Consider the following 13513-nt stretch of genomic DNA (forward strand, 5'->3'; position numbering starts at 1 on the left):
GACTTCTGACTCAGAACGTCCACTTTGCCGTTTAAACGTTGACACTTCAGCGCTGCGCTCTGCATCGTCACTCGATAACGACGCCCGGCCGCCCCCGACGCCGGGACGATCCGAGGAGGACCCGGAAATGGCTCGTTCGGCACGCAAACCAGGGCGCACGCTCGGCCTGCTGACATCCGTTGTGATCCTGGTGGGCGCGGCGGGCTGCGGTGGCGGCTTCAGTGACGACAAGGGTGCTGCTGGTGACAGCACCGGCCAAGTGCGGATGCTGGTCAACATCACCCCCAACCTGACCAAGAGTTACTGGGAGGGCCTGGTCAAGCCCTTCGAGGACGCCAACCCTGGCGTCGACGTGAAGATCGAGGCGCCGACCGGTTCGGGCGTCAAGGACACGCTGCCGCAACTGCTGGCGGCCGGCAACGCGCCGGATGTCGTCGAGACGCTGATGGCCGACAAGGTGCTGGCGCCGCAGATGCTCGACCTGACCGACCAGGCGTGGACCAAGGACACCCCGCTGGTGGAGCAGGCCTCGCTGGACGGAAAGGTGTACACGGTCGGTGTCGGTCAGCAGGCGCAGTCGCTGGTGTTCTACAACAAGGACGCCTTCGCGAAGGCCGGCATCAGCGCCCCGCCGAAGGACCTGGACGAGCTGACCGCGGCCATGGGCAAGCTCAAGGCGGCCGGATACCTGCCGCTGCAGACCGCCGGCGACTACGTGACCGGTCTGCAGCTGCTGCAGCTCAGCGACCCGTCGATCGCCACCAAGTACCCGGACTGGTACCAGCAGATCAGCTCCAAGCAGGCCAAGGTCGGCGACACGATGCTGCCGCTGCTGGAGCGCTACGAGTCCTGGATCAAGAACGGCTACGTCGACAAGAACGCGCTCGGCCTGAAGGACGTCGGCGCGCAGACCAACTTCCTGTCCGGCAAGGCCGGCATGTACATCATGGGCAGCTGGTTCGTCCGCACGGCCGACGACGCCAAGCCGAAGTTCGACCTCGGTGTGTTCGCCGCCCCGACCGACAAGGGGCAGCCGTCGCCGGGTCCGCAGGGTGTCACGATGGCCGCGCCGTACATGATCCTGAAGTCGACCAAGCAGCGTGACCTCTCGGTGAAGCTGGTGCAGTGGCTGGTCACGGACAAGACCGCCGTCCAGAGCCAGCTCGCGCAGGACGGCAACTTCCGCAAGGGCTACACCGACAAGCTGTCGCCGCTCGGCAAGCAGGTGCAGGACATCCTCGACCAGGCGCCGAAGCACGTCGCCCAGGGCGAGGGGTACGGCGCCAACACGCTGCCGCAGGGCTTCAACGGCGAATGGAACAAGGCGGTCCAGAGCCTCTACACGGGGAAGAGCGCGAAGGACGTCGCTGCCCGCATCGACAGCTGGATGGGCTCGAAGTCGTGAGAGCCCGCCTGACGACAAATCTGACGACCCTCAGTATGGTCGGCCCGGCCCTGGTGCTGTTCGTCGTCATGCTGGTCGTCCCGGTCGGCCTGTCGCTCTACCTCAGCCTGACCGACTGGGACGGCTACAGCGCGAACCCGGCGTTCGTGGGCCTGAAGAACTACGTCAGCCTGACCCACAGCGCCGAGGCGATCCGGGCAGGCTGGGTGACGCTCCTGATCGCGGCTGTCGGCACGGTCCTGCTCAGCGTGCTCGGACTCGGATTCGCCTTGCTGGTGAACGGTGCGTCCCGGCTGAACGCGTTCTTCCGCATCGTGCTGTTCTACCCGCACGTGCTGAGCGCACTGGTCGTCGGCTTCCTGTGGAGCGCAGTGCTCGGTACGTCGGGTGTCGTCAACGGCTGGCTCACGTCGAAGGGCGCCGAGGTACTGCCGTTCCTCTCCGACCCGAAATGGGCTCTCGCGAGTCTGATCGCCGTACTGGTCTGGGCCGGGTTCGGTGTGAACGTAGTGCTCTACCTGGCCGGGCTGCAGACGGTGTCGAAGGACCTGCTGGAGGCGGCGCACATCGACGGTGCGTCGAAGCGGCAGACGTTCTTCAACGTCACACTGCCCGCGTTGGCGCCCGTGGTGACGGTGAACCTCGTGTTGTCGCTGGTGACGTTGCTGAAGACGTACGACCTCGTCGTGTCGCTGACAGGAGGTGGCCCCGCTGGGTCCACGCAGACCGCGGCGTACCTGATCCTGTGGGACTCGTTCCACAACAACGCGCTCGGGTTCGGCTCGGCGCAGAGCGTCGTACTGATGGTCATCACCGCAGGTCTCGCTCTGACCGTCGCACGGCTGCGAGCACGTGCTGACCGAGGAGTGCAGGCATGAGCGCGCTCCGGATGCCACGGGTGGCCAGCGTGCAGTTCAAACCCTTCAAAGCAAAGGGCTGGGGACGGGTCGCGTTCCTGGTCGTGACCAGCGTGCTGATGCTGGTGCCGATGTACCTGCTGATTGTCAGCGCGTTCAAGTCGCAGCAGGACATCCTGCAGCACCCGTTCTCGCTGGCGCCCGACCAGCTCACCACGGAGTACCTGCGGAAGGCCGCGACGAACCCCGACTTCAACATCGGAAAGGGGTACGCCGTCACGATCCTGTTCGTGGTGTCGGTGAACGTGCTGTCCGTCGCACTGGCCGGTCCGGTGTCGTACGTGATCGCGCGGCGCAGCGAACGCCGGTACCGGATGCTCCTGCTGCTGTTCGTCGCCGGGACCTTCATCCCCAGCCAGGTGCTGGTGATCCCGGTCGTCTACACGCTGAAGTTCCTTGGGCTGATGGGGACGATCCCCGGGTTCGTCCTGTTCGAGACCACGCTGACGCTGCCGTTCTCGATCTTCCTGTACGCCGGATACATCATGACGATCCCGGCCAGCCTGGACGAGGCGGCCGCGGTCGACGGGGCCGGCAAGCACCGGGTGTTCTGGTCGATCGTGTTCCCGCTGATGAAGCCGGCCGTGGTGACGATGGTCATCCTGAACACCTTCTCGGTGTGGAACGACTTCGTGAACCCACAGATCATCCTCGGCCCGGGCAGCGGTCTCTACACCGTGACGACCGGCGTGTACGCCGCGGTGAGCCAGTACTCCACCGACTACACGGTGGTGTTCCCGACGCTGCTGCTCGCAGTGGCTCCGTTGCTGGTGGTCTTCGTGCTGCTCCAGCGGCACGTGATCAGCGGCCTGACCGCGGGAGCGACCAAGGGATGAACGAACCTGTTGTCGCGGAGATACCGATCGGCTCGCCCCCGGCCTGGGCGATCATGCAGCGGCGCCTGTTCGACGTGATGGACGAGGGCTGGTGGCTGTTCCGCGAACGCTACTGCCTCCCCGACGGCAGCCTGCGGTACGCCGGCCCGGTGCAGAGCCGCGACGGTGCGGACGACTTCTACGAGGCCTTCGTCAACTGGCCGGTGCTCTACCAGCTCGGTGGCGCTGACGACCTGATCGACGTGTCGAAGTGGCACTGGGAAGGCGTCACCCGGCAGCTCACCGACCTGGGGTTCCTGGTCGACGAGTTCGAGCGCGGGTACGACTGGTTCCACCTCGGCGAGTCGATGATCTTCTTCTACTCGCTGTGCGCGGCCGACCCGACGGACGAGGTGTTCCGCGAGCGCGCGTACCGGTTCGCCGAGCTGTACCTCCCGGGATCGCCGGCGGCCAACTACGACCCGGTGACCCGGACGATCCGCGCGCCGCACAACGGCGCCGGCGGTCCGCGGTGGGGCATCAACGACGAGTGGCGGACGTTCGGCGCCAACCAGGAGCGGATGCGGATCTTCGGGCTGCCGCTGTCCGGCGTACCCGGGATCAGCAGTTGGGACGATCTGAAGGACCCGGCGAACGCGGACCTCATGGGTGCGGAGATGATCCGCCGACTCGGTGCTGGTGACACCGCAGTCAACCTGGCCGCGACGACGCTGACCGCGAACGCCTGGCTGTACGACCACAGCGACCGGTTCGCCGCGTGGACGCTGGAGTACCTGGACGCGTGGGAGGAGCGCGCCAAGGCGAACGGCGGCCTGCTGCCCGACAACGTCGGCCCGAACGGCATCGTCGGCGAGCTTCACGACGGCCGCTGGTACGGCGGCAAGTACGGCTGGAACTGGCCGCACGGTGTCTACAGCGTCGGCTCGGCGGCCTGCGTCGCGGCGTTGAACGGCGTCGTGCTCACGGGTGACGCGAAGCGGCTGGACTTCGCACGGCAGCTACTGGACCACCTGTACGAACGGGGCATCAGCGGTGCGGTCGACGAGACCGACATGAGCATCCGGGACCGGTGGGAGGCCGAGCTGGGGGACGACTGCGCCAACCCGACCTTGCTGATCCCGAACCGGCACAGCGACGACGGGTGGTTCGACTACCAGCCGCCGCAGCTGGGACTGCCGATGTGGTTGTGGCAGGCATCTTTCGAGTCGAGTGACCGCGACCGGTTGAGCATGCTGCGCGAGCGCAGCGGTTATGACTGGCGTACGGTCCGCGACTTCCGCAACAAGGAGGACGCCGGTCACGAGGCGCCCTGGCTCGCCTACTTGGCCGGAGACAACCCCGGCTACCCGGAGGCGATGCTGGGCGTCGCACTGTCCCAGGTGCAGCGCCGGATGGACCTGATGGCCGTCGACACCGTCGACCCGGCCGACATGAACATCCACCACTGGCAACGGCACAACCCGGTCGCCACCGAGGCGCTGCTGCAGCTGACCACAGGTACGCCGCAGCTGCTCTACAACGGCGGTCTGCTGCCACTGCGCGTCCTTTACCTGGACGCGGACCGCGGCCGTCCCGGTCTGCCACCTGATGTCGCCGCACTGGTCGACACAGTGGAGCCGGACCGGACAGGTCTGCAACTGGTCAACCTGTCCGCGACCCAGACCCGCAGGGTGATCGTTCAGGCCGGGAGCTTCGGCACCGACCGGATCGACGAGGCCACGGTGTCCACGGCCACAGGCGAGTACCCGGGGCCGTCCCCGGCGTACACCTCGACCCCACCGACGCCCGGCAGCCGGACGGTCGTTGTCGACGGCAACAGACTCGAAGTGACGATGCCGCCGGGCCGGACCATCCGGCTGGATCTGCGGCTGACCAGAAACACCTATCGCGCCGCCCACCTGGCGCTTGCCTAATTCAGTACTGAGGAGACATATGAGCAGCACGGAACAAGCTCCGGTGACGCCTGTCTGGGACCTGCCGGTACGCGGCGACACCCCGCCGGCGCCGGATCCGGACCTGGTGTCGCGGCTGTCCGAGATCGGGTCGGCCACCGCCTGCGCCCGGTTGCACAACCAGGGCATCCGCCGGACCTTCGTCGACGGTCCGACCAGCATGTTCCCCGGCAAGAAGGTGGTCGGCCGTGCGCTGACCCTGCAGTTCATGCCACAGCGTGAGGACATCGCCGACGGCCAGACCCAGGAGTACATCGAGCGCAGTACGGCGCTGTGGGCCGTGCTCGACGAGATCCAGCCGGGTGACGTCCTGGTGGTCCAGGCGTACGGCAGCCACACCACCGGCTGCTTCGGCGACATGCTGGTCCGCTACTTCAAGCTCCGCGGCGGGGCCGGCATCGTCGTCGACGGCCGGATCCGCGACGTACCGCGGGTGTCGGAGCTCGACGTCCCGATCTGGTCCACCGGAGCCACCCCGCACTACGCGTCCCAGTCCGAGCTGTTCCCGTGGGCGTACAACGTCCCGGTGGCGGTCGGCGGCGTCCTCACGCTGCCGGGGGACCTGGTGCTCGCCGACGACGACGGTGCCGTCGTCGTACCCCGCCGGCGTGCCGAGTCCGTCGTCCAGGCGGCCGCCGAGCACGACGAGTGGGAGAAGTTCAGCCGGCGCCGGATCGACGAAGGCGCCCCGTTGCGTGACTACTACCCCCTGACCGAGAAGACCCGTCTCGAGTACGAGCGCTGGCGCAGCCGGAACGGCAACGCCGGCGACTGACCCTCCCCTGAGAGAGGACCCCGCCCAACATGTCCAGAAGAACCAGGCGTACGACGCTCAGCGTCGGCGCCGGGGTGGTCGCGGCTGCCCTGGTGACCGTCGCGGCCCTCCAATTCAACGCCCAGCCCGCCGGTGCGGTCGACTGCAACAACTTCTGGGTCGCACCCGATGGCAACGACTCCGCGAAGGGCACCGAGAAGGAGCCCTGGAAGACCGTCACCCGGGCCCGCGACGAGATCCGGAACAAGGATCTCAACGACCGGATGAACTGCGACATCACCGTCAACCTGAAGGCCGGCAACTACCCGGTCGCGTCCACGATCGACCTGAACGAGCAGGACTCCGGCAAGAACGGTCACCGGGTCGTGTACCGCAGTGTCGACGGCCCCGGTAAGGCGCAGCTCCAGGGCGCCGAGGAGCTCACCGGCTGGACCCCGACCCAGAACGGCATCTACAAGACCAAGTTCGACGCGTCCAAGCCCTTCTACACGCTCTTCGAGGACGGCAAGCGCGCCACGAACGCCCGCTACCCGAACCGCGCCGCCGAGGACACGTGGGCGCCGTACATGACGTCGATCCTCTACGAAGAGGACAAGATGGACGTCCACAACTGGCTGTGGGGCAAGGCCGGTGACTGGGATCCGACGTGGGACCTGAGCCAGGCGTCGGTGACGATCTGGTCAGGTGGCTCCTGGTCGTGGTTCACGGACACGATCCCGCTGCTGGACACCAACTTCAAGAAGACGCAGACCACCCTGAAGTACTTCACCCGGTTCGCCATGGTGAACAGCCGCGGCGGCTCGCGGTACTACTTCCAGAACTCGCTGAGCTTCCTTGACCAGCCAGGGGAGTACTACGTCGACTTCAAGGCCGGTGAGGTCTACTACAAGCCGCGCGCCGGCACGATGGACGGCGTCAAGGTCCTGCGGCCCACGGTGAAGACCGTGCTCAACCTGGCCGGTAAGTCACCGCAGGACCGGCTGCACGACGTGACGTTCGACGGTCTGGGCGTGCAGTACTCCGACTTCGTCAGCTGGTACCGGGTCGGCTGGAACGCCCCTGGTGACTCCGGCTTCGAGCACAAGTACCCCGAGTACGACCGGCAGATCGAGCTACCGCGGGACCAGTTCGGTGCGATCACCCTGACCAACACCAGCAACATCGACCTGAGCCGGATGCACATCTCCGACACGGGCTACACCGGCATCTTCATGCTGTACGCCAACGATCACACCAGGGTCACCGACAGCCTGCTGGAGAACATCGGCAACGACGGGATCAAGGTCGAGGGCGGCTGGCCCGGCGAAGGTGACCTGACCAACCACCACACGTTCTCGAACCTGTTCATCGACCACGTCGGTGAGCTGGTCCCGGGTGACGCGGCAGGCATCGAACTGATGACCACCGGGAACAACACGGTGACGAATGTCGAGGTGAAGCACAGCGCCCGCTACGGCATCAGCCTGGAGTCGCGGCCGGAGGTGAAGGACCCGGACCAGTACTCGTCCGGTAACACCTTCAAGTACATCAAGCTGGAGGAGATGGGCCTGGACAGCGGCGACATGGGCGCCTTCTACACGTACGGCGTGGACAACCAGGAGCCGCACCCGATCCAGAACACGGTCGACCAGATGGTGATCGGCGACGTGATTCCGGACCCGTCGATGCCCGACGCGGGCGGCACCCGCGGTGTGCACATGGACGCCGGCGGCTGCGGGTTCGCGATCAGCAACGTGCAGGTCGGGAAGGTGACCGACCAGAAGTACCAGGCGTACCAGTGCAACCAGGTGACCAACGCCGACTGGGAGGCGGGCTTCGACGCGTCGAAGATGGAGTACGACAAGATCGGCGTACTGCCCACCTTCCCGTACGACGTCGCGGGCCGGTGACTCCGATGCCACGTTTCGCAGCGGGAGTGCTGGCCGGTCTGGCCCTTCCTGCTCTTGTCCTCGGAGGCGGGGTGGCGGCGCGAGCCGCCGCCCCGGCCGGGCAGGACACGTGCAGCTCGTTCTGGGTCGCACCGGACGGCGACGACAAGGCGCCGGGGACCGAGTCGAAGCCCTGGAAGACGATCGAACACGCACGAGACACCTTGCGGATCAGGGCGCATGCGGGTTGCACGCCCGTGGTGAACCTGCGGGCGGGCACCTACCAGGTCGACAAGACGATCACCTTCGACGACCGCGACTCCGGCGTGACCTATCGGAGCGCGGACGGGCCGGGCAAGGCGGTCTTCGAAGCGGGGCGGGAGGTGAGCGGCTGGACGCCGTACAAGGACGGCATCTTCAAGGCGCCGGTCGATATCAGCCAGCCGTTCTACAGCCTGTACGCCGACGGGAAGCGTGCCACCACGGCCCGCTACCCGAACCGCGAGTCCGACGACAAGTGGGCGCCGTACCTGCGGTCGGTCCTGTTCGACCCGACCAAGGAAGCGGTGCGCGACCAGCTCGGGTTCAACGCCGGTGACATCGACTCGTCCTGGGATCTTCGGCTCGGTACGTCGTGGCCCGCGCAGGTGACGGTGTGGTCGGGCGGCTCGTGGTCGTGGTTCACCGACACGATCCCGATGCTCGACATCAACTTCACGAAGAAGCGGACCACGCTGGTGTACCCGGCGCGGTACGGCTTCATCAACTCGGGCGGCGGCTCGCGGTACTTCGTGCAGAACTCGCTGAGCCTGCTCGACCAGGCCGGCGAGTACTACCTGGACTACCCGGCAAAAACGCTGTACTACAAGCCGGCCGGCGGCACCATGGACGGTGTCAAGGTGTACCGGCCGACGCAGACGCAGGTGTTCTCGATCGAGGGCGCGTCCCCGAACCGGCGGGTGGAGAACCTGACACTCGACGGCCTGACCATCCAGCACACCGACTTCATGGACTGGTACCGGTACGGCTGGAACGGGACGGGTGACTCGGGCAACAAGCACAAGTACCCGAAGTACGACACCCAGATCGAGCTGCCGCGGAACCGCTGGGGTGCGATCACGCTCACGAACACGCTCGGGGTGAAGCTGACCGGGCTGCACATCCGGCAGACCGGGTTCACCGCGATCGAGTTGCTGTTCGCGAACGAGAAGACCACCGTGTCCGACAGTCTGCTCGAGCACCTCGGCAACGACGGCATCAAGGTCGAGGGCGGCTGGCCGGGTGAGGGCGACGTTGCCCATGGCAACACCTTCACCAACAACTACATCCACCACATCGGCGAGCTGGTGCCCGGCGACTCGGCCGGCGTCGAGATCATGAACAGCGGCGGCAACGAGGTCAGCCACACCGTCGTCGAGTACGGCGCCCGGTACGGCATCAGCATCGAGTCGCGGCCGGAGATCCCGAACGCTGACAACTACACCGGTGGCAACACCGTCAAGTTCGTCCGGCTGTCACATCTGGCGCAGGACAGCGGCGACACCGGTCCGTTCTACGCGTACGGCGTCCGCAACCAGCCGCCGTACACACCGGACGCCACCGTGTCGCAGCTGATCATCGACGACGCGAACGCCGATCCGTCGATGCCGGACGCGAAGCCGTACGGCGTGCACATGGACTTCGGCGGGTGCGGGTTCGCGTTCTCGGACATCAAGGTGACGAACACCGAGAGCGACCCGTACCACGGGCCGTCGGCCGGGCCGTGCGACACGTTCGCGAACGTGAGCTGGGAGGCCGGGTTCGACGACTCCAAGATGCAGTACGACCAGATCGGCGTACTGCCGTCCTTCCCCTACGAGAAGCCCTGAGGGTTCTGAGAGTTCAATGGATATCGAGAGGTTCAAGGGCAAGGTCGCGCTGATCACCGGAGGTGCCTCCGGGATCGGCGCGGCCACCGCCCGCCGGATCGCCGACGAGGGCGGCACGGTCGTCATCTGTGACCGCTACGGCTCAGCAGCTGCTGAGCTTGCCGATGAGCTGGGTGGTACGGCGTTTCAGCTCGACGTGACTGATCTCGAGCGGACGGTGGAGGTTGTCTCGGGGCTGGAGCGGGTTGATGTGTTGGTGAGTGCTGCTGGTGTGGACGTCTGCGACACCGTGCCGAACACGACGCCGGACGAATGGCGGACGATCCTCGACGTCGACCTGACCGGTGTCTACAACTCGTGCCGGGCCGTCCTGCCGCGCTTCGTCGTGCAGGGCGGCGGTGCGATCGTCACGATCTCGTCCGCGATCGGGACGGTCGGGGAGCGGAACAGGTCGGCGTACTGCGCGGCGAAGGCCGGTGTGGAGAACCTGACCCGCGCGATGGCACTCGACCACGGCCCGGACGGCGTCCGCGCGAACTGCGTGGCGCCCGGGCTGATCGACACACCGCTGATCCGCAACGGCAAGGTCAGCGGTGCGGACGATCCGGGTGCGATGCAGGCGATGGTCGACCGGCATCACGCGCTCGGCCGGATCGGTCAGCCGTCGGAAGTGGCGGCGGCGATCGCGTTCCTGGCCAGCGACGACGCCTCGTTCATCACCGGTGCGATCCTGCCGGTCGACGCGGGCTGGACGGCGCAATGAACATCCTGGGCGGTTACCGAGTACTCGACGTGTCGGTGGCGATGGCCGGCCCGCTGGCGGCGATGCGGCTCGGCGACCTCGGCGCGGACGTCGTCAAGGTCGAGCCGGTCACCGGTGAATGGCAACGGCACACGGCCGCCGGTGGCGCGACCGGCAACCAGGTCAACGCGTCCTTCCTGTCGCTGAACCGCAACAAGCGCAGTCTGGCCGTAGACCTCAAGTCCAACGCCGGCCGCGAGCTCTTGTACGAGCTGGTGCGCACAGCGGACGTGTTCCTGCAGAACTACCGGCCTGGTGTGGCTGCTCGTCTCGGCGTCGACTACGACACCCTCCGCGCACTGAAGCCCTCGCTGGTCTACGTGTCGATTTCTGGGTACGGCGAGAGCGGTCCGTACGCCGAGTGGCCCGGACAGGACCTGCTGGTGCAGGCGATGAGCGGTGCTCTGTTCAGCGCCGGGCGACCGGACGAGCCGCCCGTGGCTGCGCCGTACTTCCTGGCCGACGCGGTCACGGCGTACAGCGCGTTCGAAGGTGTACTGGCCGCTCTGCTGCATCGGGAGCGGACCGGTGAGGGACAGCTGGTTCAGGTGAACATGCTGGACGCGGTGATCGCGCTACAGATGCAGGAGCTGTCGGTGCACACCGTTGGCGGCGTACCGCAGACACGGTCGGAGGAGGTGCATGCGCACAGCTACATCCGTGCGCCGTACGGCATCTTCACCACTGCGGACGGGTACATCTCACTGGCGTTTGCGAACCTGCCTGTACTGGCAGAGGTGCTGGACGCGCCACAGCTCGCCGGACTGGACGCGGAGCGAGACGGGTTTGCGCGGCGGGACGAGATCGCCGCCGCGGTGTCCACTGCGCTACGACGAGAGACGACAGAGCACTGGATGCTCAAGCTGCGTGAGCGCGGCGTGTGGTGCGGTCCAGTGCTCTCGTACGACGACGTACGCACGGACCCACAGGTGCTGCACAACGAGTCGTTCGTGACGTACGAGCACCCGACCGAGGGCACTGTGACGACACCTGGCTTCCCGTACCGCTTCAGTCGCACGCCTCCCGACGTACATCGTCCTGCTCCGCTGGTCGGCGAGCACACCGATGAGCTGCTGGCCGAGCTCGGTGTGTCACCGGCGAGACGACAGGCGTTGCTCGAGCAGGGTGCGGTGGTAGCGCTGTGATGGCGGACGGGCGGATCCGTTTCGAGCAGGACGGGTACGTCGGCATACTCACGCTGGACCGTCCCGCGAAGCTGAACGCGGCCACCCGGTCGATGAGCGCCGAGCTACTCGAGCTCATCCCGCGTATCGACGACGACCCGTCGATCCGCGCGGTCGTGGTGACCGGAGCGGGCGAGCGCGCCTTCTCGGTCGGCAGCGACATCGGCGAGCTCGACCGGTACGACGGCCCGTGGCACTTCCGGAACCGGCGGGACTACTGCGACGCGCTGCGCTCGTTGCGGACGCCGGTGATCGCGGCGGTCAACGGGTACGCGTACGGCGGCGGACTGGAGCTGGCGCTGTCGTGCGACATCCGGCTGGCCTCGGGAACGGCGAGCTTCGCGGCGGCGGAGATCAAGCTCGGATGGATCGGCGGCGGGGGAGTGACGGCACTCCTCGCGGCGTCGGTGCCGGCGAGCGATGCGGCGATGATGCTGCTCACCGGTGATCCCATCGACGCTGTCGAGGCGCTCCGCATCGGGCTGGTCAGCGAGATCGTGGACCCCGAAGACCTGTTGCCGACCGCAACCGAGTTGGCGCACCGGATCGCCGCACGCCCACCGGTCGCGGCTGCCGCGGCCAAGGCGAACCTGCGCGCGGCCTGGTCCATGGGTCTGGAGGCCGCCATTCAGTACGAGCGCGAGCTGCAGGCCGTTGCCCTCGGCACGCAGGACGCCGCCGAAGGACGGGCGGCCTTCGCGGAACGTCGTACCGGAACCTTCGAAGGACGGTGAGGTTGTGGCTGAAGAGATCGCGCCGGGTATCCATCGGCTGGCGACCGACTATCCGCACGTGTGTGGACTGCCGCTCTGGTTGCACGTGATCGACGCCGGCTCCGAGCTGGTGCTGCTCGACGCGGGGATCGCGTCCACGCCGGAGTCGTCGACAGCACCCGAGCTCGCCGGCCTGGGGCTCGGGCTGTCCGATCTCACCCTGGTCGTCAACAGCCACGCCCATCCCGATCACATGGGCGGCAACGCCGTACTGCGCAAGCACAGCGGGGCACGGTTCGCGGCGCCCGCGCTGGAGGCCGGGTGGCTGGAGGACAACGAGCGGCTGCTGACCGAGCTGTGGGGCTCGGAACCGGACGCGCTGGACCTGTCGGACACCGAGCAGACCGAGCTGCTGGAGATGCTGGACGAGCGGGTCCGGATCGACGTCCTGTTGCGCGACGGGGACCGGCTTCCCGGTGAGCGCACCTTGCAGGTGATCACGACCAGCGGCCACAGTCCCGGGCATATCGCCGTACTCGACGAGGCCTCGCGGACGCTGTTCACCTTCGACGACGTGCAGGGCCGCGGACGCCCGTACCTCGACAGCGCGCTCTGGCTGGCACCGCTCTACACCGACGTCACGCGGTACACGAACGGGCTGAGCCGGCTCCTCGAGCTGGACTTCGACGCGCTCGTCCCGTCGCACGGCGACGCGATGGACGCGACCGCCGGCCGGAAGCTGCTCGAGGAGAGCCTCGAATGGGTCGCCGCCGTCGACGAGCTCACCAGCAGCCTGCTACGTAGCAAGGGTTCGCTGACTGTCCGTGACCTGGCCTACGCCATCGGCACCGAGCTGGGAGCGTACGGCGGGATCAACCTGCAGACCGTCCGGATGGCCCGGGCGCACCTCGAACACCTGGCCCGTCGCGGCGGCGCCGAGACCCGCTGGCACCACTCCGGCTGACCGGATTCCGCAAGACACTCCGAACAAAGCTGCGTGACTCCCCAAGACACGACACAGTCGGACAAGGAGATCGGAAAGCGCTCTCCAATCGTGGGGGGCTACGACCTGGGAGTGTCGCGTGGCTCAAACAGAACGAATCCCCAGCCGACAGACCACGGCCGGAAAACCGACGGGGTCCGGACCGCCGGGCGCCGTTACGGACAGTAGATCCTCGGAGCGCTCGGCGGGG

General features: G+C 67.1%; 11 protein-coding genes. All 11 read left to right on the plus strand.

The window, feature by feature from the left end; translation table 11 throughout:
- The first annotated feature begins 127 nt into the window (after positions 1 to 127).
- Genes EV647_RS34850 through EV647_RS34900 form a run of 11 tightly spaced genes read left to right on the plus strand, consistent with a single transcriptional unit; the run spans position 128 to position 13284 of the window.
- Positions 128 to 1405, plus strand: a complete 1278-nt coding sequence (locus EV647_RS34850) for an ABC transporter substrate-binding protein (protein WP_166680496.1) — start codon at positions 128 to 130, stop codon at positions 1403 to 1405.
- 35 nt (positions 1406 to 1440) lie between these two features.
- Complete coding sequence (locus tag EV647_RS34855; protein WP_134010729.1) at positions 1441 to 2283, plus strand: carbohydrate ABC transporter permease; 843 nt, start codon at positions 1441 to 1443, stop codon at positions 2281 to 2283.
- Positions 2280 to 3158, plus strand: coding sequence for a carbohydrate ABC transporter permease (locus tag EV647_RS34860; protein WP_134010731.1), 879 nt, complete (start codon positions 2280 to 2282; stop codon positions 3156 to 3158). Before EV647_RS34855 ends, EV647_RS34860 begins: the two co-directional genes overlap by 4 nt.
- Positions 3155 to 5071 carry a hypothetical protein gene (locus tag EV647_RS34865; protein WP_134010733.1) on the plus strand — a complete coding sequence of 639 codons (1917 nt, stop codon included), beginning with the start codon at positions 3155 to 3157 and terminating at the stop codon, positions 5069 to 5071. The genes EV647_RS34860 and EV647_RS34865 overlap by 4 nt, the downstream gene beginning before the upstream one ends.
- A 19-nt stretch (positions 5072 to 5090) precedes the next feature.
- On the plus strand, positions 5091 to 5885 hold the full coding sequence (locus tag EV647_RS34870) for a ribonuclease activity regulator RraA (protein WP_134010735.1): 795 nt from the start codon (positions 5091 to 5093) through the stop codon (positions 5883 to 5885).
- 29 nt (positions 5886 to 5914) lie between these two features.
- Positions 5915 to 7774 (plus strand): right-handed parallel beta-helix repeat-containing protein, encoded by a 1860-nt coding sequence (locus EV647_RS34875; RefSeq protein WP_134010737.1) that lies wholly within the window; start codon positions 5915 to 5917, stop codon positions 7772 to 7774.
- Between the two features lie 5 nt (positions 7775 to 7779).
- The gene (locus tag EV647_RS34880; RefSeq protein ID WP_134010739.1) at positions 7780 to 9621 is read left to right on the plus strand and encodes a right-handed parallel beta-helix repeat-containing protein; all 1842 of its coding nucleotides are present in this window, start codon (positions 7780 to 7782) and stop codon (positions 9619 to 9621) included.
- 16 nt (positions 9622 to 9637) lie between these two features.
- Positions 9638 to 10384 carry an SDR family NAD(P)-dependent oxidoreductase gene (locus EV647_RS34885; RefSeq protein WP_134010741.1) on the plus strand — a complete coding sequence of 249 codons (747 nt, stop codon included), beginning with the start codon at positions 9638 to 9640 and terminating at the stop codon, positions 10382 to 10384.
- On the plus strand, positions 10381 to 11568 hold the full coding sequence (locus EV647_RS34890; RefSeq protein WP_134010743.1) for a CaiB/BaiF CoA-transferase family protein: 1188 nt from the start codon (positions 10381 to 10383) through the stop codon (positions 11566 to 11568). The genes EV647_RS34885 and EV647_RS34890 overlap by 4 nt, the downstream gene beginning before the upstream one ends.
- Entirely contained in the window at positions 11568 to 12341 is a 774-nt protein-coding gene (locus tag EV647_RS34895) for an enoyl-CoA hydratase/isomerase family protein (RefSeq protein WP_134010745.1), read from the plus strand. The genes EV647_RS34890 and EV647_RS34895 overlap by 1 nt, the downstream gene beginning before the upstream one ends.
- Before the next feature lie 4 nt (positions 12342 to 12345).
- Positions 12346 to 13284, plus strand: coding sequence for an MBL fold metallo-hydrolase (locus EV647_RS34900; RefSeq protein ID WP_166680497.1), 939 nt, complete (start codon positions 12346 to 12348; stop codon positions 13282 to 13284).
- Positions 13285 to 13513 lie beyond the last annotated feature (229 nt).

Source organism: Kribbella sp. VKM Ac-2566 (genome assembly GCF_004366005.1).
In the GTDB taxonomy this organism is placed as follows: Bacteria; Actinomycetota; Actinomycetes; order Propionibacteriales; family Kribbellaceae; genus Kribbella; species Kribbella pratensis.